Origin of the sequence: Clostridium sp. AN503 (genome assembly GCF_040719375.1) — a bacterium.
Classification (GTDB): domain Bacteria; phylum Bacillota; class Clostridia; order Lachnospirales; family Lachnospiraceae; genus Brotaphodocola.
Map to the genome: position 1 here is coordinate 2,181,740 of NZ_JBFDTP010000002.1, position 20,758 is coordinate 2,202,497.

Consider the following 20,758-nt stretch of genomic DNA (forward strand, 5'->3'; position numbering starts at 1 on the left):
ATGAAATCCTCCTTCGTAAATCTGTTAGTATAAGTAAATAGAATTTAATATTCTGCATCTCCGCGCGATAAATGTAGGATATCTGTTTGTAATTCCATAATATCACAGACATATTCTGTCTTTCCAATATTTATACAACATATTTGTCATAAGTAAAAAGCATAATCACATTGACTTTATTTTCCATCTCATGATATAGTGGATTCCATATAAATGAGATTTTACCGGGGCAGCTTTTATGAACACAAAACATTTTGATTATTTTATATCCATCGCCGAGATCGGGAACCTCTCTCTGGCAGCACGCTATCTGGGCGTCTCCCAACCGGTACTCAGCCGTTATATCTCTGGCCTGGAAGATCAATTGGGCGTCCCTCTCTTTTACCGGGACGGCCTTGTTTTCCGTACCACAGAAGCAGGTGAGATCTACCGGAGCGGCGTCACCAGGATGAGGGAGCTTCAGACCCAGATGCTCCGCTCCCTGAATACTTTAAAGGGGATCGAGACCTTTAAGCTTCACATCGGCATGTCGCCCTACCGGGGCGGACGGGAGCTGGCCTCTTTTTATCCCGGCCTCTTAAGCCGCTACCCCACCCTGGATCTTTCCATAACAGAGAGCAGCGCTTCCGACCTGTTAGAAAAGCTCCGTAAGAAGAAATTATCCGCCGTCATCAATCTCTATTCCCCTGACCTGATGCCGCAGACCAGGATCGCCACCCTGATCCGGACAGAGTCCTGCTCGTGCTCCCCAGCTACCATCCCTTCTGCAGGGGCTTGTCTTCAAACAGGAATAGCCCTGCCGTAATTTCAGCCGGACAGCTTGCCTCCCTCAATGATGTGCTGTTTGTCCGGTTCGATTCCACCTCAGTGGCTGGCCAGGTCGCCGACCAGGTATGCCGGCGCTATGGTTTTTCCCCGCCCACCCTGCTTCGGACCGGCAATGCCATCGCCATTACCTCACTGCTCTCCTCCGGGAGCTATGCCGGCTTCCAGCTTTTAAACGCCAGCATAAACGATGCCGACATCCGCTATTTTCATCTTCCAGATCCGGTCTATTTGTACAGTGGGATGATATTTTCAGAAGACCACCAGCCAACGGAGGCGGAGCAGTACCTGTATTATCTGGAATATTTGCAGGCGCGCAAGGATACTCCGGATATGTTATCAATCAACGGGCTGGGCCAGCAGTTTCTTGATCATATATCAGAACATTTGAATGGAGCTGTCTAAATGAATACTAAGATTTATGAATATATGATTGCAGTTGCAGAGCAGAAGAATATTACAAATGCGGCGAAGCAGTGTTATGTTTCCCAGCCTGCCTTGAGCCAGCATATTAAAAATCTGGAAAGCCAGCTTGGCGTTACGCTGTTTGAAAAAACAAAGGGCGCTGTGATCCCAACCAGGCAGGGGGAAGTTTTCCTGACTACAGCCAGACGGATGCTGCAGATCGAACAGGAAACCTTAAAGCGTATTGAGCAGTTGAAGCAGAACCTGCCTGGCTGAACATGGACGCTCATCCGGTCATGATATTCACCGTCCCCGGAAAATTCACCTTGATCACGCCGCCGTAAGCACACATCAGCGTGGAATCTGAGGTCAGCGCCGGTTTTCCTCCCACGAGCACGGTCGGGGCGCCGGGTGTCCAGGGAGCCGGTATGACAGGAAGGCAGGGCATCGGGGTCAAAACGCCCAGCGCCGCCGCTGTTGCCGCCGCCACCATGGGATTTGCCGGGCTGCTGCACATCACGAAAGGCAGGATATTGGACATGGGCAGATTGTCCATGATGGACGCCAGCGCCATGGAACTCATCACCCTGGCCGCAGGCAGCACATTGAGGACCGACGGAGCGGCCCCAAAGGAACACTGGAGGACTGCACCCCCGCACACACACATTCCCATATCCTACAGTTCCTCCTTTGTCATCCGTTTTCCCAGCTTCCGGTAGTAGAGGCGCAGGGCTTCCAGCACATCTTCATTCCGGATCCCCCGACCGTCTGCCGCAGCCAGATAAGCCGACGACGTGACAATCTCCCGGATATCGCTGCCGGTCAGCTCAAATTTGCCGGCCCACCGCTCCAGCTCAAGCTTTTCTTCTATCCTGGCCTGCTCCGGTATCATCTTTTTCCAGAGCCGCAGCCTCATGTCCGGGTCCGGGAATGGGAACCTGACGAAGAAACGGATCCGGCGCTTGAAGGCGTCGTCCAAATTATTGATGAAGTTGGTCGCCAGGATCGTGACCCCTTCATATTCCTCCAGCTTCTGAAGCAGATATCCGGTTTCCATATTGGCGTACCGGTCATTGGAGCTGCCGACCTCAGAGCGTCTGGCAAACAGCGCGTCAGCTTCATCAAAAAACAGGATGATATTCCGCCTGCGCGCCTCGTCAAATACTTCCCCCAGGTTTTTCTCCGTCTCACCGATATATTTGCTGACTAGCTGCGACAGGTCGATCTTGTAGAGCTCCAGTCCCAGCTCACCGGCAAGGACCTGGGCAGCCATGGTCTTTCCCGTTCCGGGAGATCCGTAAAAAACAGCGGAGATCCCATTTCCATAAAGGGATTTCCGTGCAAATCCCCAGTCCTCCATGACTACCCTGCGGTAATGGACCCGGTCGCAGATATGGCGCAGCAGATCTTTTTGCGGGGCCTCCAGAACCAGGTCTTCCCACTCATACCCCAGGCGCACCGGAAATGCGCAGCCTCCCAGGCTCCCCTGTCTTTTGGGAAGCTCCTGCTTTTGCCTGCTTACAAACTCATCCACTGTGCTGCTCCCCATAAGAACCTCCAGTACCGGCTGCTTAAGCCGCATGGGACAGGACAGACGGGATGCGTTCTCCTCCCCGGATGACTCCGCAAGCAGAACCTGCCAGAGGGGGCTTTTCTCCCGGTTCATGAATCTCCCATACATGCCTTCCCCCTGCTCTGCAGCCGCCGGTTTCCCGGTTTCAGGCATTGCCTGTTCTATTGCCGCCGGTTTCCCGGTTCCGGTCATCGCTGCCTCAAGCATTGCCGTAAGGGAAAGCCCCAGCCCCACCGTGGGCAGCTTTGCCGCCACATTATCCTGAAGATACCCGTATATCCGCTCATATTTCCGGTCATATTCCACCGCAGCAGCAAGATAGAAACAGAAGGTCTCCTGCCTGTCCAGGCCGTTTTTACTCGCCAGCGCACCGATCCCTGGTTCTTTTCCCGCCTCCCGGCTCCTGCGCAGCCTTCCCTCCACATGCTTCCATGCCTGTCTGGTCTCTGCCCGGCTCATTTCCTCAAACTGTCGGAGCTGCCCAGTTCCTCCTCATTTTTAAACATACGGTCCTCCAGCGCCATGCGAAATTCCTGTGGGGTAATGACTACTCCGCGCATATCCAGCCGTTCCTGCACCTCATCCCGTCCCCACGCCGCAATATTTAAGAATACGTCAACAAGCGCCAGAACCTCTGCCACCGCCTCTTTTTCCGAGCCGTAAGGGCGGTCCGTGTCTTCCGGGTTAAAAAACGCTTCATAAAATCCCATACAGTCCCTCCGTCACTTTTATCCGTACTGCTCCAGCCATGCTGTCATTTCCTGCGTCTCTCCCGACCGGTAATAAGCGTCGCACCGGAAAACATACTCCCTCGCTGCCCTGTCCTTCGGACTCAGCCGGAGGACCTTTGCAAATTTCAGCCTGGCTTCATAATAACGCTGTGCAAGGTAGTCTTTTAGCGCTTCCGCAAACAACTCCCCGGTCTGCTCTTTTTTGTCAAAGGAAGACCGTTCATCCCCGTCATAGACATCATATACTGTCTCCAGCATCCCGGTAGTTTTTATATAGACATACCCCAGTCTGCGCACATGATAGGAGGATAAAAAACCTGGCACCTGCCCCGCGAGGCTTCCCGTCACCAGGATCCTGCACCCGTATTTTTCCGCCACCGTACTGTAAAAACCAGCCATAGTCATGATCTCTGAAATGGTGGTCGCCGCCATCCGTTCCTGCCCTCCGACAATCCCCACCCTCACCGGACCATAGTTAAGAGCAGCCGTGTACTGGGGAAGACTGCTGTCCTTTTCTCTTAAAAAGTTCAAATGCTGGCAGATGGAAACAGCCGCTTTTAGAGCCGCATCCGCGCCTTCCGGATAATAGACTGTAAGCCCATCCTCCTTCATGTGATCCACCACGCCGCCGCTCTCCGCCACGATCGGGATCATCTCCGCCAGGCTGTCATTGATCAGCCGGTAGAGCGTATCCCCATCCATGGTGCGGGCGCTCTGGCGGAAGGGGCCGCTCCCCACCTCCAGCACGGCTGCCAGGGTTTCCTCCTGATCCCCCAGATGCAGTTTTGTGATGTCTGCACGCTTTAAGATCGTGAGCACCTGCTTTGGTACAAATGCCGCATACCGGTCCGAGCAGAGCCGGATAAATGCAACCTGCTCCGTCAGTTGGAGCGACATCCGGTTGAATGCACCGGCGATCTGAGCCACCTCGTCCCTGCCGCGCACCTGCACCGTGCGCCCCAGATTCCCTGCGCTCACATCCTCCATCACGGTTTTTAAGGTCCGTATGGGTGACAGGCAGATGCTTAATACCGCGCAGAGCACCGTGCACAGAAGGAGCATCAGCACCAGCAGCAAAAACCGGATCTGCCTCATCTGCTTTTCTACCTCATAGAGCACGACGCGCATATTCACCCCGCTCTCCATCACTCCGGTCACCTCTCCGGCTTCATTTTTCACAGGAATATACAGGGCGATAAAATCACCGGTAAAGTCATTGTACTCTGTCTTGATGATCACGCCGCGGGAGGCCGCCTCTGCAATCTTTTCCATCTCCAGCCTGTCCCGTTCGTACCGGACCCTGCTGCCGAAATGATGCTTTCCTTCCACCTTCAGATACCGGTAGTCTCCCTGTTCCAGCATAAAGATCCACTGGTAGGTATTGACGATCACCGGCTCGATCTCATCATCTGACACATTGAAGATCTCCCGGCTTAAGCTGCTTTTGCTGCCCTCTCCCCACAGCTCCTGGTATACAGGGTCCTCCGCGCCCAGGCTCCTGTCAATCTTTCCCAGCTGTTCCATGCCGGCAGGCGACAGAATGCGGTCCGCCATAACGAACATCAGATCATGGTTCATCCGGACGATCCGTTCCCGCAGTGATACCTCTATGCTGTGACTCATCATAACGCCTGCAAGGGCAAATACCGGCACCAGGATTCCCAGCAGCTTGATGACCACAGGCACCAGACCGCCGCTCCTCCTCAAAAACACTGCACACACCGTCCAGCCTGCACCCATGAAAAGAGCCAGGAGCGCAGCCGACCGGACGCCTCTCAACAACCGGATATCCCAGGCAAATGTAACCCTTTCCAGTTCCCGAAACTCTGCTCCGTCCGGACCGAACTCACCCGCTGCACGGCTCCCGGTACTCCTGTCGATCCCTGCACAGAAGGACCCGTCCTCCTCATGATGAAATGGAAAGATATCCTCCACCTGCCGCCCCGGATCAAGCAGACGGATCTGATCCACCGGCAGCAGCCGCTCCGGCTCTCCCATATCCCAGCCCAGCCGCTTCACCCAGCCATCTTTCAGATCTGTGAACGTGATGCCGGACTCACCTGCCGTCACGTGCACATAATCCCGCGCCGCACGGACGTCCCCCAACAGCTCTTTATCGTCCAGGAAAAAACGTCCGTTCCAGTCGGTGCAGATAACGCCCTGTCCCGGCTTATAAAAAATATCCACCATATGGTCATACGGGACCGGGACCGACGCGCAGAGCACCGGTTCTCCTTCCGGTTCCATCTTATAGATTCCGGTCGTCTCCTCCTCTAAGGCAGCAGGAAAGCAGACCACTCCATCCATAACCTGCACCTTAAGCATTTTTTTCGCCGGAAGCTCCCACGCCTTCTCCAGTCTGGAATGTTCAAAATCACAGCGGTAAACGATGGAGCTGGGCTCGCTTTTATCCATGGTCTTGGCGTATTCGTAGACATATACGGTCCCATCTGTATCCACATTGATGTCATCATAGACATTCCACCACATTCCGGAAAGCTTCGGTCTGCGTATCAGCCCTGTCATCCGTCCCTCTTTGTCCAGACGGACCATGTGATAGTATTTACCATGGTTATCGATCAGATAGACCGCGTCATCCGTGCACACCATGTCACTGACCCCATTGATCGTAAAATGCGCCTGCCGCCAGTCCAAAACAAGCAGTGCACATAAAAAGAACACTGCCGCCGCAATCCACCGTATCTGCCGTTTTCTCTCCATATCATTCCTCCGCTGGATAGGGATATGCCGGTCCCGGATGCAGCCACAGCTCCAGTACCAGCTGTTCCCGGCTTCCCCACTCCTCCATATCCAGCTGTATGTCCTCCTGATCAAACCAGGGACTTTGCACCGTCACAGTCCTGAGGCGCGTCCCATTATCCCAGAACACCCATATGCCCTCTGCTTTTCTTACGGGGACCGCCCCATCGGATATGGTCACACGCAGAGCTGACAGCAGCGGGGCTTTCACCGGTTCCCCCGTGTATCCGTCTATAGGCAGCACCGCCACCGCCGCTCTCCGCACATGGAAGCGGTCATTTTTCTGAATCTGCTCCATCTTCCGCCTCCTGTCAAGTCCAGATCTCTTTCACCCGGGTGATCTTCTTTGTGACGGTAGAATCCAGCCTCACCGGAGCCACGCAGTAGTAGAGGGAAAGCCTGCATTCCTGCTTCCTCCCCTGCCATATCTCCAGCTTTTCCTGCATGGTCAGATTCTGATACTGGATATGCAGGGTGTCTGGAGAAGAGGACGTGACCGGACGGAGCGTACTGCCGTCCAGCAGGGGGTGATCATGAAGCACCTGCATAGCCCTTGTGAGGATCCGGTGGTTTTCTTCCTCCCGGTAACGGATGTCAATGGAAGAATATGCCGTGAGCATATAATAAAGATTTAAATACATCGGCGGAAACTGCTGATGATCCTCATCCACCGGGATCATCCCGTTGATTCGCATCTCGTCATTTTCCCGGATATCGTACAGGCAAAGGCCGAGCGCCAGATCTCCATGTGCTTCCGGCGTGCAGAGCCCGATCTCCTCGCGGGAACCGATCACGTCAGGGACCATGTGCTGCCTCAACAGCTGCAGTATCCCATTGCTGACAGAAGCGCTGGCAGTATGGTCCCCACGCAGGGTATCCCGTCCCGGATCTTCCGTCCGCTTAAACCACCAGGGTATTTTTCTCTCCATTGTATTAGCTCCTTTCCGGCAATAGACCAGCTGTCTCTGCGTTGTTATCTTCCTTTCGCGGCGCGCCGGGGCCATCGTCTGAAAACTGGCTTCTATCACCCACCGGACCGATCACCGGGGATTTCCCATCCGGCGTCTCCATTCCCGGCAGTTCCGGCAGCTGTTCTACGTTGGCTGCCTCATCTGTCCCCATTCCAGTTTCGCTTTGCAGCGGTGTATTCTCCCCTGTTCCGCCTGACAGTGACTCCCCTTCGCCCGGTTTTCCCTGCGGCAGTTCTCCTTCGCCCGGTTCGCCCGGCAACAGGCCCGGCTCGCCCAGTTCTTCTGGCAGCAGCGCCTCCCCGCCCAATTCACCCGGAGGCAGCTCCCCTTCTCCCAGCCCATCCGTCAGCACCGGCATCCCATTCCGGAATGCTCCGGCAAACAGTACCCCGCCGGTTTCCGGATCATAGATGGTCCCATTGCCATGATAGACCCCCAGGAGGAAATCCCCCTCATACAGCATACAGCCGTTCTCATCGTACTGCAGTCCCTTTCCGTCGTAATGCCCCAGACGGAACCCGCCTACGTAGAGCGGGAAGTCAGAAAGGGGCTGGTAGAGGGTCCCTTCCCCGCTGTACTTGCCGCTCTGAAATCCGCCCTCATAGAGAAGGGAGCCGTATTCCTTATCATAGAGCCGCCCCTCTCCCTCATAGCGGTCGTTGCTGAACTGTCCTTCGTATAAGAGCAGTCCGGTGTCCGTGTAAGAAGTCCCCTCCCCATTCCTTTTTCCAAAAGAAAATGTCCCCTGGTACTCCACCGAACCGTCCGCATAATAAAGCGTGCCTGCCCCCTCATATTGATCGTCCAGCATACCGCCCTGATAGCGGATGCTTCCATTTTCCCAGTATAGAGTTTTCCGCCCGGCTGCATCTTCTCCGCCGGTTCCCGCCCCGTCATTTTCTGCCCCGCCGTTTTCCGCTCCGCCGGCTTCCTCCGTGGAGACCCCTGCTTCCGAAAGCGGCAGCGTTTCCCCGTCCACATACACCTGTTTCCAGAGCATCATACCGTCAAGGACCGGACTGATCTTTTCCTCCCATACCTGAGGCAGCAGAATCAGAGCCGCGCAGAGTGTCATCACGCCGAGAGCCACCTTCACTCCAGAAAGCAGGATCTTACTCCACTTTTTCCACAGCTTTTTCAGGTGCGCTAACAACGTTTCCTTTTCTTTTGCCTCCTCGCCCGGCCCATTCTGGATACGGCTAAAGGCCGGAAGCAGCCCTAAGTACTCCGTGTAGATTGTCATCAGGTCCAATGGTTCCCGCGTATTTCCCTGCTCCAGAAACGCAGCCGCCTCTGGACAGGTATCACATATCTCCCCGGAAAACAGCACTTCCAGCAGTTCAAACAGACGCCCCACCGCCGTTTTGGCCGTGACCGTCCCATATTCCGCCACAGATTCCAGCAGATAAAAAAAACCAGGCTTACCCGCATCCGCATCCACATAGACAGCTTCCGGGCATGCTAATCCCCACTGAAGGCAGAGGGGCATATCCTGTATCAGAAAATGCTCCATCACCTGCTGTCCTGCCGAAAACCGTTGCAAAGGCGTCATGGTCTCCAGCATATCTTTGAGGGATGAACCTGACGGGTCGGGGAACACCAGATAGATCCGGTCCTCCAGGATAAGATAATCCATCAGATCCGCAAACGCCGGATTCTCCTGCCATACGGCGACTCTGGACAGGATATCCTCCCCAAGAGGCGCTCCTGCCAGATGGCAGAGCATCTCTTCCCCCTGCCGCCTGCAGCGGTAATGGAGATTGCCGCCAGTCTCCGGCAGAGTCTGTATGACTTCATAAACTGCGTTCTGTCCCTCAAACATCATTGGTTATTCCCTCACGATCGCAAACACATTTGCCCGGACTTCCGGATCCCGGTTCCTCAGGCATATCTCATAAACTCCCGGACGGTTGGGCGCACGGTAGACGCCGTCTTCCCCGACCGTTCCGCCCTCCGGCGTCACTACGCTCCAGGAAAGCTCCGGATCTTCTATATTCACGCATACCGCCTGCAGTCCTGCGCTCTCCCTCACCTTGATGTGGAGGAGCTGGGGCGTTATGAATATCCTGCCCTCCCCCGCCTTAAATTCATTGCGGCTCCGTTTCCGGATTGCCGTCCATCCCACTTCCACCGTATCGGACGCCCACTTTTCCTTCAGGCGCACGGCGATCACAAATGTTCCGTCCGATGGTTTTAAGCGGTAAGCGGATTCTGCGTATGCCGCCTCCGGGAAGGATTCCTCCTGCTGTCCCTGCGCGTCTGCAAAGATACCGGCCGCGCCTCCGAAACGGTACTGGCCCTGTTCTATATGCAAAATGATCTCCGTCTCACCCAGTCCCAGTCCATGGGCGATCTCAGGGGAAAATGCAATGTCCCCCGCATGTCCTCCGCCGGGAAACGAAAGCTTTGCCCTTCCCTGGGCAAACTGCCAGTCTCCCTCCATATCTTTTCTTTTTCCGCTGTTTTCTTTAAGTCCGCCCGCATTTTTACCAGCTGCCCTGTCCTCCTGCCGTGCCATTTCCAGATCGTCCAGCCTCTCTGCCAGTTCTCTGATGCGACCCGCCAGAAGCGGCTGACAGCAAATGTACTCCCCAAAGGGCACCGGCTCCACCCGGTCTATCATGTAGAACTCTCCGGCCTTTACCAGCCCGATCCTGGCCAGATAGATACCCTGGCGGTATTTTTCCTGATGGATGCGCTCCGCCCTGTCATAAACATAGCGCAGTTCGTCCATCCCTGTCTCCCATCTGTCCACGCTCTCCGGCTCATCATCCGTCACGTACAGGGCATAGCCCTCCCGCACCTTATTGCAGGTCTCTTCCTCCAGCGTGTGCACGGCCCGGTTCGCCGCGTTCTGTACCGGCTCTATCGGTTCTTCCGCATAGGAGATGCACAGGTACAGGGACTCCTCCCCCTCCTCCATGGTGGCCTCCTCGTAGCCTTCCAGGGAAGACAGCTTTAAGATCTCCGGCGTCTCCACCGCGATCTCCCGCCCGGTGTTATCGAGCGCCAGCCCCATTTCCAGGGAAATGCTGTAGTCATCCACACGGATCACCTCCAGCCCCGACACGATCCCCGCGCCGAACAGCCACCGGTTGATCATGCGCCGCTTATCGTTCCCGTACTGCTGTTCCTGCGAAAAATCCTCCGCAGTCAGCAGCTTTCCATAAAAATACCGATTACGGATAAACGGCAGATATGTCAGATTCTTCATATGTCCTTCCCTCCAAACATGGCGCTCCCCATCATTGCCTGTCCGTCAAGGACCGCCTCCTGATAGTCATTTAAATAGCTGTTTACCCCCAGATAGACATGCTGTCCCAGCACCGTCCATGGCCTGAGGATAATGAGATCCGCCTCCATATCAGCAGGCTTTCCCTCCCGGATGATCCGCCCCAGAGCCAGATAGGTTTTCTGGTCCGGGACCGCCTGCTCCGATAAAAAGATCCGGAACCGGTATGCCGGCTCTCCCCATATCCCCTCCTGGATCATAGGTTTTTCCCCTGCGAATATCTCTACCTTCCGCTCCAGCGCAGCTGCCGTCCCCCGGTTTTCATAAGTTCCTGCCCCGCGCTCCAGATACCGGCGCAGGTGCTCTATCGTCCAGAGATGGCTGTTGTCCACGTGCAGCCAGTCCCCCAGGATACGCAGGCTCTCCGGCGGAGCCGACTGCAGGTCTAAAAGCCGGGCGCTGCCGCGTATCTCCCGCTCCAGCCTGTCGTATAAAGTCTGGAAGACCGCAAGAAAACGGACCAGGAATCCAGATTCCCCCGTCTGATAGATCTCCGGGAGATACTGGTTCCAGCTCTCCCTGGGGAAAAAAATCTGCACAAGGGATACCTCCGGCCCCTGGGCGCCATCTCCCCACAGCGTCATGCCGATCCAGAGATACCGGCCCTTCACCTGGTGCAGCAGCAGATCCTGCGGATTCCTTGTGGTGAGCTGTTCCATGGCCGACATGGCCGACATACGGCTCTCCAGGCTCATATGCCGCGCCGCCTGCTCCTCCGTCATAAGCTTCGCCGCCTCGGAATCCGTGGCATAGACGCTTATGACAACCGCCATATTCCCTCCGACTGTCGAATGGACCAGCAGACGGTGCCATACGGTCTCCTTCTCCCAGGAATCCAGGGTCCTGGATAAAAAACGTCCCGGCTGCCCGGCTCTTAAAAGCTTCAGCCTTCTCTCATCAAAATCTACATTCTCATACTGTCCGCGCCGGTAGTCCTGCTCCTTGTTAAAAAGATAATAGTCCATTATTCCTGCCCCATTCCGCTCATCACCTGACATTCAGCCTGTACAAACACCATCCGCCCATCCGGAGGAAGCAAAAGGTCACCCTTAGAATTGCGGCGGCCCTGCCGTCCACTTACAATGCTTAAGGAATGTACCTCTAAAACCCAGGGGAGCGCCTCCAGTCCTCCGGTCAGCTCTCCATAGGAAATCCCCTGCCCAAAGCCGCGCGTTCCCATCCATTCCCGTATCCAATCCTCCACCAGTTTTCCAGCATTCCGGTACTGAGGCTTAACCAGGCACCGGCATACAATGGACACCGGGCAGTATACCGGAGAACGGACAAAAAGGCGTGTACCCAGCATCCGCTTTTCTTCCAGATACCGGTACAGGTTCTTTCGGTACGCCTCATTTAACTGCCCCTGTCCGTCCGGTGCCGCGGGCTTTACCACTACCACAAGCTCACGTTTCTTAACATCCCCTGCAAATACCACGCAGGAATCCACTAAAAGCCCCGGTATGCCCATCACAAGCTCTTCATAATCCTCCGGCAGCACCGCCCGTTTTTTCCGCTCTGTGCCGGACAGGAACCGTTTGAAAACATCATCCGGACTTTCCTCGTCCATCCCTCCGGTCACTTCATCCTCGTTTATGACCGGAACCGGGTTTTCCCCTTCCATACAGGTGATCGCCCCGGCCTTTACATTGCCTGCCTTCCCAAGCGTCCGGACCCGGCCGCTGACCCGGATGCGTCCCTCCGGCATCCTGCCGCAAAAACCATCCCCGAACAGAATACATCCGTCCTTCACCCGGTAATGCCGGTCCTCACAGGAAGAATGATGGAAGTCCTCCACCTGCCTCCAGACTGTCATCCGCTCCGGAGCTTCCTCCAGGGAAGTCTCCACAGTCAGGCTTTCGCAGCACAGATCCCGCATCCCGCAGTCAAACTGCTGGCCCGGCAGCCCGCGCCCGAAAAATTCCAGGGCTTCCGTTACCGTTTCCTGCTGCCATACCTCCGCCATAGCCAGGCTGATTCTGGTGATACAGGGCGGCCACAGATAATCGCACCGCTCCAGACGAAACCGCAGCCGGTGATCGCCCTGCTTCATGGGCATTCTCAGAAAAAAGCAGATACTTCCGTCCTGCACCATCCCGTAAGTGTCATCCCGCTCCACATCTGCCGCCCTCCAGCCCTGCTCTGTCAGATACTCCAGTCGGATTTCCGCCAGGGGATAGTAGCCGTGTCCGTCATAAGCCGTTTCATCCACGGGATTCTTCCTTCCCGGCGCAGACTCCAGGGCATCCGGCGCCGGACCTGTTTTCAAAAAAAGGCGGTGTCTCCTGTCGGTCTTCAGACACTCCTTAAGAGTTATCTCAAAGCAGTCGCCGGTCTCCGGAGAGGCCCCGAAGGGCAGAAGACAGATCCCCCTGCCTTCCGCCATCCAGCTTCCTTCCAGCACCGTGCGGGATCCTCCGCAAAAAGTCTCAAGCTTTAAAAACACTCCCTCCAGGACCATCTGGCTTTCCCGGGTCTCAAACCGGATGGTATCTGCATAAAATCCAGTCCCCGCTTCCAGATAAAGGGCATTCTCTGTCCTCACCGTGACAAGTGTCTTTCCGGGACAGCGCCTGCGGCGGCTGATCCCCAAAAGCTCCGTATACTTCCTTCGGTGCTCCTCACTGATCTGTTCCCCGTGGTACAGCTGGTTCTGCTGCATCCAGACAAGCATTTCCAGGATGGTGATACCCGGGTCATGCAGGTTATGATCACTCCACTCCGGATCCATACCTGCGATCTTTAGTCTGAGCCGGTCTATGGTATCCTTCCATGTCTGCATGATCCATCCTCCCCTTCCTCCTGAAACGGTATCGCCCGAAGCCTGTGCTGTCCGCTCACCGGAAGCGTCCAGGGAATCTCTTTTGCCGCCCCGGGCAGCACGTCCTCCCACTGGCCGTCCCGCATCCATTTCCACTCTACCGTAATGCGCCGCTGCTGAGATATCCCGGGGACCTGCTGCAGACAGGTCTTTATCTGACCGTAGGACGGCAGGCCGCCAAAGCTCCAGCCTTCTCCCATCACACCGCCGTCCACCGGGTCCAGAAAATGTTCCAGAGCCTCTTTCGCCAGCCGCTTAGCCTGGCTCCCCGCAACTCCCGGCAGGCACAAAAGTTCCGCCGAGACATCCATCCTGATAAATTCCGGCAGGACCACAAAAAGCCCGTTTTCCCGCACCATGGCTCCGCTGTGCGCATATAGATACGCCTGGATCTCCGCCGTTTTTCCGTAATAATAATGGTTTTCACCCATCCTGCCCTTCTGCAGGACCGCCACTGTCACCGCCCCCGGATACCTGCCTCCGCCGCCGTCATATCCCGGAAAGCACCGGACCCGCACAACCTCCTGGCACAGCTCCCGCACAAGGCTTTCGTAATCCCCCGGTGTTACCGCCCGGTACTGGTGGCGCAGGGCTGCGCCGCACCGTTTTATGGCGGTTTCCAGGGTCTCCTGATCTGCGCCTCCCGTCAGCGGCAGCGGGTTTGCGATCTCTGAGACAAACCCGGCAGAGCGTTCCAGCTTATAACCGGTCCCTTCCGGCAGATTGCCCCCGCTTCCGGTCTGAAGCGCCCGCACCCGGCCTCTGCCCGGCCGGTTTCCCACCACATAAACAGCCTCAAGCAGTTCATAGGCTGTCTGGCCTTTGGGTCCTCCCGCCAGCACCACCGTTTTCTCGGGCACCACCGCATCCGGCATATCCGGCTTTACCAGGCCAAAGGTCATTTCTCCTGACGCCCGCTCCCCTTCCCTCGGGCACATTCCCAAAAGCTTAAAAAACTCTTCCCGGTTTCTCAAAAGGAACTGTCCAAACGAAGCCTCTGATTCTGCAAGCAGCCCGGCAAAAAGCGCTGCGATCACGCTCCCCGGTTCCTTTAGATCCTCTGCAAACCTCCAGTCCGGCGTGTAGGACAGGGCCAGCTGCCTGATCTCCTCCAGTATTTTTTCACTCTCCCGCAATGGATCTGACACATCCATGGTCAAACACCTCCGGCTCCCTCGCTCATATAAAATGGAAACACCAGATTGTACTGGTTATTTGTGCTCCGCACCCTGTAAGCTACCGTCAAGAGCACGGTCCCGTCCCTGTCCGGATCAGGATCTGCCCGGACCTGGATCTCTTCGATCCTCGGTTCCCACAGGATCAGCGCCTCAGTGACGGCGCCTTCCATCTGGCGAAGGGTATCATAATCCATGGTCCCAAATACATACTCGTGGATCCTGCATCCGAATTCCGGGCGCATGACCCGCTCCCCTTTTCTGGTACCCAGTATGATCCCGACCGCTTCCCGGATATCCTCCTCACCGCTCCGTTCTCTGAGCCGCCCGGTCGCCGGTTCCGGCGCCACCGGGAATGCCAGGCCCTTTCCGAGAAATCCCTTATACTCCGCCATATTTCCACCCTGTCCATTCCATCAGCCTGCCCGTCAGTTCAGCTTCAGCATCTGCCCCTTCACCTGAAGGATCCCACCCGACTCCACCTTGCCGCTTGCAGACGCTTTTATCTCCAGGGACATACCCTCCAGCTTCACCTGGCTGGTCTTTAAGGCATAACCCTGTCCGGGCTTCACTTCCACATTCCTGCCCTTGATCTCCGTCTTGTCATCCGGGTTCAGCAATACACCTTTCCCCTTCAGCTCCAGGTTCTTTCCCGCCTGGATCGTCACCGCATCCTCCGATGCCGCAGTCACCGCTCCGGAGACCGTAAGCTTTGCCGCACCTTCCACCTTAGCCGTCATATCCTTTTCCGTCTCAAACCCAATGCTTTCCGCCTTCACAGTCACCGGCCCTGCGATGGTGATCATGCCTTTTTCTATGGTGAGAAAATCCTCCCCTGCAAACTGAAGGACCGTCTTTGTCTTGAGATTCCAGGTCAAAAGCCCATCCTCCTTTGAGGACAGCGTCATGGTATGCTCCCCTGCCGGGTCGGAAAAGGAAAGCTCCAGGGCGTCCTCATCCTCGTTTAGGAGCACCTGATATCCCTCCCGGCTCCTCCACAGCTTTTTGCTGTTCTTCTCATTGGAAGTCTGCTCCGGCGGCGTATTTGTCTGATTCCACAGACAGCCCAGTACGATCGGACGGCGGGAATCTCCGCTGTGAAACCCGATCACCACCTCGGCCCCGATCTCCGGCATCTGATAGCCTCCGTATCCCGGCCCTGCATATCCTGTCATAAACGGGAGCCACCCGGTCTCCATCTTTCCGGCTTCCCCCAGCGTGTACTCCACCATCAGCTTTCCTGGAAAATCCTCGCTCCAGTTATTCTTTACAATCCCCGTAACCACGCCATCCAAGGTCTGCACCTCCTGTCTGTTTCCTCCGCTTCGCCGGTGGCAGCTCTGCCGTCCGGCGCCCACGCTCAGCCGCCCTCCAGCTCAGCCTCCGTCCGGTAGCCCTCTTCATCCAGCACATGGACCGCCTTAACGATCCGGTACTGACCGTTGACATAGCTGTCAAATTCCTCCAGGCTTACATAGTTCCCCGCCAGCAGCTCCGGCGTTCCCGCCAGGCTTACAGACGCTTTTTTCGTCTTCCCCTTCAGGCCGTCCGCCTCCGCCGCGGCCCAGGCTTTCACCTTTTCCCCGCTGTCCAGACAGGGAATCCTCCGGAAATATGCACCAGCCCCCGCCTTTTTATCCAAAACCGCAGCCTTTGCCGCGGCGTCAGCCGTATATAGCGTATGATCACTGCCGCAGCCCTGCACAGTGACCGTTGTATTTAAAAAGCTCCAGAAGGCAGACAGCTTCCTCACGCCGCTGTCCGGCTTCAGGGTAAGGGAAGCATCCGGGCTTTCCTCACTTTTTGCAAAATATGCCGTCCCATTCTGCACGTAGAATTCCCAGCCTGCCGTCTCCGCTCCCACAAGCTCCTCAGTCACAAATCCATAATCTTCACCATCCTGCATCCTCACCTCACCCGCAGCCATCGCTTCCGTATCATCCGCGCTCACACTGCACAGCCACGCGTAAGGCTTCATCACCTCCCGGAAAACAGCAGAATGGGTATCATTCTGGAAACATCTCGTATGCCGGGACTCCTTCATCAGACGCACTACATCACAGCCCTTAAGGAGGACGGTATAGCCCTTCTCCGATATGTCCAGCCCAGCCGAGTAAAGATACCCGGAAAACACTTTTTTCGTGGAAGACTGATATCCCAGAAACACCTCTAAAAGGCTTCCCGGCATCAAAGCCGTTTTCAGCCCGGACGTGACCGTATGCCCGTCCATATCATAACAATCCCAGAGAGCGATCTCTGCACTGCTCTCCCCGCGCAGGTCAAGCTCCACTTTTACCTGCTCCAGGCACGCGCCCAGCTCTTCCACCAGATCACGTCCTCCCAGCGTCACCTTTACCGCAGGAACCAAAAAATCTTCCCCACCATGCCCTGCCACAGTACCATTCCTCCCATATGCCTCTTACTCCCCGTCCGTCAGTGCAGGAAGCCCCAGCTCCTGTCCCGGCCGGATATCCAGAGGGTTCTCCAGATTGTTATACCGGGCGATCTCCTTCCATTTTTCACAATCCCCATACTCCTCCCACGCCAGTTTCCACAGGCTCATCCCCTCCGTCACCACCCGGTACTTACTCCGGTCCGGGGACTGGTTGGGGTTCTTCTTATCCTCTGTTTGGGGCGGGACCCGGTCGATCGTCAGATCCAGCTTTGCCCTGAGGGGCTTTCCGCTTACGGCAAAATAACTGTACTCCGTATTCAGGGAGGACAGTACTCCCCGGAAGGAGAATCCGCCCCACGCAAATTCGATCTCCGGCGGCCTGTGCAAGTTCCCCTCGATCTTTAGCAGCTCGCTGATCTCCGCCACATAGTCCAGCACATCCCGCCCCTTCTCCTCCGCGGACAGCCCGCCCATGTTCTCCGTCACATCATAATAAAGACTTAAGCTTAAGCTGGCCCTCCGGCCTCCCACGAACTGCCTGGACGACCGGTTTTTCCCTCGCTCCCCTTTTTCTGTATATCCGGCGCTCTCTGTGATCTTATATTCCGCCGGGTTAAAAAGGCAGCTAATGGTCTCCGGGTCCGATGGTTTCCCCCGGTAGACCCGGATCACTGCATTCTGTAAAGATGACATGCTCTGTTTACACCTCTGTCTCATAAAGGCCCGAATGGGCGATCTCCAGCCTCTTGATCAGGATCTCATTGCTTAAGGCGTTCAAATCCCCGTAGTCGATCTTCGTGATGATCCCCTCATCAAATGTGAATCCCTTAAAATTCGTTTCATTCCTTCCCAGGATGATGACCACGCCTGCCAGCTTCATCCCCCGCTTCAGCCGGTTGATGCTGCGGGTGACGCCGAGGGTGCGGACGCCGCCCTCCAGCGTGAGCATATCCGGTCTGGTCTTCCCCTTTTCAAAAAAGAGAGGGCTCCAGTTACGGCCGCCCTCCCTGATACTCTCATATTCCGTTTCTTCCCGGAGGCCTGATATTTTGGAAAAACCGTAGCTGTCCTGTCCGATATACACCTCAAACCGGCTGCTGGTCACAAACCTTTCCATCCTTCATCCTCCTGTCCAATTACGATTTTTTCGTCATCCCCTCATGGGCCAGCTCCAGCGTCTCAACAGCGATCTCATTGGAGGTGGCGTTGAAATCCGGCGCTGTATATTTGGTAGGCCATGCGTTGATCACCTGCCAGGAAGCCACCACCGCCTGCGCCTCATCCAACAGGCTGACTGTCACCGTCTTGCGCTCCACGGCTCCCGTCAGTCCTTTCACAATCCAGTCATACAGGACCTGTCCGGAAATGATGCCTTTCTTGAGCGTGATATTGCCGTACTTGCGCAGGCCGGCCACCTTCAGGGGCGTCTCCGTCGCCATGTCGCCCTCCCGGTATTCGATCGGCTCAATGGTCGCGTCAAAGCCTGACACCTCCGAAAATCCTCCTGCCTCCAATCCATCTATCTCCAGCTTAAAGCGGAATTTTGCCCGCGGGTATCCGTCTGCCATATGCTACTGCTCCTCTCCTTCATATTTTCCAGGTTCCGCAAAAACCTACTGGGCGTCCCCGGTCTTCTGGGTGATGCGGAAGATCACAAACTCGGCCGGTTTCACAGGCGCCACGCCGATCACACAGATCAGCCGCCCATTGTCAATATCATCCTGGGTCATGGTGCTGCGCCCGATGTTCACAAAGAACGCCTGGTCAGGAGCTGTCCCTGCCAGGGAGCCGTTCCTCCACAGATTGGTCAGGAACACTTCTATGGTGCGCTGTACCCGCACCCAGAGCACCTCGTCGTTCGGCTCAAATACCGCCCAGTTGGTGTTTGCCTTGATCGACTCCTCTATAAAAATAAACAGCCGCCGCACGTTGATGTATTTCCAGCTTCCGTCGCTGCTGGCAGTCCTTGCGCCCCACACCCGGATGCCCATACCGGGGAATGCCCGGATCAGGTTAACCCCTTTTGGATTTAAGATGTCCTGTTCTCCTTTGTTGAACTGCACATCCAGACCCACGCAGGAGCGCACCACCTCATTGGCCGGAGCCTTGTGCACGCCGCGGGTATTGTCGCTGCGGGCGTAGATCCCCATCACAGAACCGGACGGCGGGATCGAGATATTCCGTTTGTCCAGAGGATCAAACACCGTCAGCCACGGATGATACAGCGCCGCATAGGTCGTGTCAAAGATATTCCGGTGATTGATCATATCCTGCACCTTCTTGGCCTCCTTCGGAATATCCAGCACCGCAAACCGGCTGGCAAGATTCTCACAGTGGGCCACCAGGGACAGCTGTACGTTGGGGTCGGTAACTCCCGGGACCGCAATGATGGAAACCACATCGTTGTCCACAAAAGCCTGGATGCCGGTACGTTTCCCCGCCCCGTTATCGGTGCCGATAAAGTCAGCCGCTGTCATGCCAAGGGCATTGCCGTTGCTGCCGCCTGCAAAATCCACCGAGAGGACCGCCGCGTCGCCTGCAAGACGGGTATAGGGAGGCACCGCTGCCGCATCCGCGCCGCCCAGATAGGAGACAGAGACCAGATCGGATTTCGCCAGCTTCTTTTCCACGTAATTGGGCGTTTCAATGTTGAAGGACAGATTCTCATAGTTCTCCACCATATCCTCGTAGCGGACCTCCATGTTGAACTCACAGGTGGAGATCGTCTTTTCCGGGAGCAGCTCCCTGTCTACCACATCCACGGCAAACGGTTCTGCAAAGGTCATGATATTGTCCTGGCTTTTTACCACCCGGTTATAGACCACCTGGGTCCCGTCATGAAAAGCCACCACGTCCCCCGGAAAGAATCCGGCTCCGCTCTTCACCGAATAGCTGGTGCCCGAGGCTGTCTCAAGCACCTCGAAAATCTGTGTTTTCGCCTTGGCTGAGGGAGAGATCAGTACACGGAGGCTGTTGCCCCACATGCCCGGATTTGCCGCCGTCATGGCGAGGACCGGCCCTTCTGCAGGTACCTGGGCGGACGCGCAGGTCGCATCCCCCGGCGAGACCCTGGCGATAAAAGCCCGCGCTCCGCCGTTGATAAAGAAATGCTCCACCGCATAAGCCAGAAAACGGTAATCCCCGTACTCATTGGCGGACAGATATCCTCCGTAGATCCGCTTGAAATCGGAGAAATTCGTTACCAGCTGGGGCAGCCCCTCCACAGGCCCTTTTTCCGCCACGCCGATGAACCCTGCCGTACTGGTCCCCACTCCCTCCATGGGCTTGCCTCCGGAATCAAACTCTTCCACGTACACGCCTGGTGATAAATACTCTGCCATACCTTACTCCTTTCCTTTCATGCCTTCTGGCATATTATCGATAGGTATCCGCTTCCCGCTCCAGCGCGGGATCGTCATTGAGCGGCAGTCCGTTCACAATTCCCGTCGGCCTCACACGCCCCTGCATCTGCTGCACCACATGCCCCAGCTCGTGCCCCAGATGCTTCTCCTGTCCCGGTCCCAGATACACCTGGTCCCCACTGGTATACGCCAATGCCTGGACCGCAGCGGGCTTGGGGGAATCATAGTGCACCTTCACCGTATCCAGGGATATGCCGCTCTGAGCCTCCACTTTGGCCTTAAGCGTGTCCGGGATCCCTGTCCGGTTCAGCATCGCCTGGTTTCCCAACACTTCCATCTGGTGCATTGGTATTCCTGATGCTCTCCCGCTCTTCCTGTCCTGTTTTTCCTGCATCATCCGTCTCTCTGCTTCCATGACATCTCCCCTTCTGCACCGCACGGAATTTGCGGT

The 20,758-nt window shown here is 56.1% G+C and carries 22 protein-coding genes; 3 read left to right on the plus strand and 19 right to left on the minus strand.

What is annotated here, in order from left to right; all coding sequences use genetic code 11:
* Window positions 1–238: 238 nt before the first annotated feature.
* The 3 genes from AB1I67_RS17455 to AB1I67_RS17465 are packed head-to-tail and all read left to right on the plus strand — an operon-like array spanning window position 239 to window position 1,506.
* The gene (locus AB1I67_RS17455; protein ID WP_367031255.1) at window positions 239–805 is read left to right on the plus strand and encodes a LysR family transcriptional regulator; all 567 of its coding nucleotides are present in this window, start codon (window positions 239–241) and stop codon (window positions 803–805) included.
* Window positions 775–1,230: a hypothetical protein gene (locus AB1I67_RS17460; protein ID WP_367031256.1), complete on the plus strand. Its 456-nt coding sequence runs from the start codon at window positions 775–777 to the stop codon at window positions 1,228–1,230. Before AB1I67_RS17455 ends, AB1I67_RS17460 begins: the two co-directional genes overlap by 31 nt.
* Window positions 1,231–1,506, plus strand: a complete 276-nt coding sequence (locus AB1I67_RS17465; protein WP_367031258.1) for a LysR family transcriptional regulator — start codon at window positions 1,231–1,233, stop codon at window positions 1,504–1,506.
* Between the two features lie 10 nt (window positions 1,507–1,516).
* Here the strand turns inward: AB1I67_RS17465 and AB1I67_RS17470 are convergent, their stop codons facing one another.
* From AB1I67_RS17470 to AB1I67_RS17560, 19 genes are all read right to left on the minus strand, one after another.
* The gene (locus tag AB1I67_RS17470; protein ID WP_367031259.1) at window positions 1,517–1,903 is read right to left on the minus strand and encodes a DUF4280 domain-containing protein; all 387 of its coding nucleotides are present in this window, start codon (window positions 1,901–1,903) and stop codon (window positions 1,517–1,519) included.
* A gap of 3 nt (window positions 1,904–1,906) precedes the next feature.
* Window positions 1,907–3,262: an ATP-binding protein gene (locus AB1I67_RS17475; protein WP_367031261.1), complete on the minus strand. Its 1,356-nt coding sequence runs from the start codon at window positions 3,260–3,262 to the stop codon at window positions 1,907–1,909.
* Window positions 3,259–3,513 carry a hypothetical protein gene (locus AB1I67_RS17480; protein WP_367031263.1) on the minus strand — a complete coding sequence of 85 codons (255 nt, stop codon included), beginning with the start codon at window positions 3,511–3,513 and terminating at the stop codon, window positions 3,259–3,261. Before AB1I67_RS17480 ends, AB1I67_RS17475 begins: the two co-directional genes overlap by 4 nt.
* A gap of 18 nt (window positions 3,514–3,531) precedes the next feature.
* A complete protein-coding gene (locus AB1I67_RS17485) occupies window positions 3,532–6,255 on the minus strand; it encodes a methyl-accepting chemotaxis protein (protein WP_367031264.1) in 2,724 nt (907 codons plus the stop codon).
* Between the two features lies 1 nt (window position 6,256).
* Entirely contained in the window at window positions 6,257–6,592 is a 336-nt protein-coding gene (locus tag AB1I67_RS17490) for a hypothetical protein (protein WP_367031265.1), read from the minus strand.
* A gap of 13 nt (window positions 6,593–6,605) precedes the next feature.
* Window positions 6,606–7,223, minus strand: a complete 618-nt coding sequence (locus AB1I67_RS17495) for a DUF4255 domain-containing protein (protein WP_367031266.1) — start codon at window positions 7,221–7,223, stop codon at window positions 6,606–6,608.
* Between the two features lie 4 nt (window positions 7,224–7,227).
* Window positions 7,228–9,090 carry a hypothetical protein gene (locus AB1I67_RS17500; RefSeq protein ID WP_367031267.1) on the minus strand — a complete coding sequence of 621 codons (1,863 nt, stop codon included), beginning with the start codon at window positions 9,088–9,090 and terminating at the stop codon, window positions 7,228–7,230.
* A 3-nt stretch (window positions 9,091–9,093) separates the two neighbouring features.
* A complete protein-coding gene (locus AB1I67_RS17505) occupies window positions 9,094–10,479 on the minus strand; it encodes a hypothetical protein (protein ID WP_367031268.1) in 1,386 nt (461 codons plus the stop codon).
* Complete coding sequence (locus tag AB1I67_RS17510; protein WP_367031270.1) at window positions 10,476–11,522, minus strand: phage tail protein; 1,047 nt, start codon at window positions 11,520–11,522, stop codon at window positions 10,476–10,478. Before AB1I67_RS17510 ends, AB1I67_RS17505 begins: the two co-directional genes overlap by 4 nt.
* Window positions 11,522–13,336, minus strand: a complete 1,815-nt coding sequence (locus AB1I67_RS17515) for a baseplate J/gp47 family protein (protein WP_367031271.1) — start codon at window positions 13,334–13,336, stop codon at window positions 11,522–11,524. Before AB1I67_RS17515 ends, AB1I67_RS17510 begins: the two co-directional genes overlap by 1 nt.
* Window positions 13,312–14,529, minus strand: a complete 1,218-nt coding sequence (locus AB1I67_RS17520; protein WP_367031272.1) for a baseplate J/gp47 family protein — start codon at window positions 14,527–14,529, stop codon at window positions 13,312–13,314. Before AB1I67_RS17520 ends, AB1I67_RS17515 begins: the two co-directional genes overlap by 25 nt.
* Before the next feature lie 2 nt (window positions 14,530–14,531).
* Window positions 14,532–14,945 carry a GPW/gp25 family protein gene (locus AB1I67_RS17525; protein ID WP_367031273.1) on the minus strand — a complete coding sequence of 138 codons (414 nt, stop codon included), beginning with the start codon at window positions 14,943–14,945 and terminating at the stop codon, window positions 14,532–14,534.
* A 33-nt stretch (window positions 14,946–14,978) separates the two neighbouring features.
* Window positions 14,979–15,836 carry a phage baseplate assembly protein V gene (locus AB1I67_RS17530; RefSeq protein WP_367032639.1) on the minus strand — a complete coding sequence of 286 codons (858 nt, stop codon included), beginning with the start codon at window positions 15,834–15,836 and terminating at the stop codon, window positions 14,979–14,981.
* Window positions 15,837–15,910: 74 nt separating this feature from the next.
* Window positions 15,911–16,945, minus strand: coding sequence for a hypothetical protein (locus AB1I67_RS17535; protein WP_367031274.1), 1,035 nt, complete (start codon window positions 16,943–16,945; stop codon window positions 15,911–15,913).
* Between the two features lie 24 nt (window positions 16,946–16,969).
* Window positions 16,970–17,638, minus strand: coding sequence for a hypothetical protein (locus AB1I67_RS17540; protein ID WP_367031276.1), 669 nt, complete (start codon window positions 17,636–17,638; stop codon window positions 16,970–16,972).
* A 7-nt stretch (window positions 17,639–17,645) separates the two neighbouring features.
* The gene (locus AB1I67_RS17545; protein ID WP_367031277.1) at window positions 17,646–18,062 is read right to left on the minus strand and encodes a phage tail protein; all 417 of its coding nucleotides are present in this window, start codon (window positions 18,060–18,062) and stop codon (window positions 17,646–17,648) included.
* 19 nt (window positions 18,063–18,081) lie between these two features.
* A complete protein-coding gene (locus tag AB1I67_RS17550) occupies window positions 18,082–18,513 on the minus strand; it encodes a phage tail protein (protein WP_367031279.1) in 432 nt (143 codons plus the stop codon).
* A 45-nt stretch (window positions 18,514–18,558) separates the two neighbouring features.
* Complete coding sequence (locus AB1I67_RS17555; RefSeq protein ID WP_367031281.1) at window positions 18,559–20,286, minus strand: phage tail sheath subtilisin-like domain-containing protein; 1,728 nt, start codon at window positions 20,284–20,286, stop codon at window positions 18,559–18,561.
* Between the two features lie 34 nt (window positions 20,287–20,320).
* Window positions 20,321–20,722, minus strand: coding sequence for a DUF4157 domain-containing protein (locus AB1I67_RS17560; RefSeq protein ID WP_367031282.1), 402 nt, complete (start codon window positions 20,720–20,722; stop codon window positions 20,321–20,323).
* Between the last annotated feature and the right edge of the window lie 36 nt (window positions 20,723–20,758).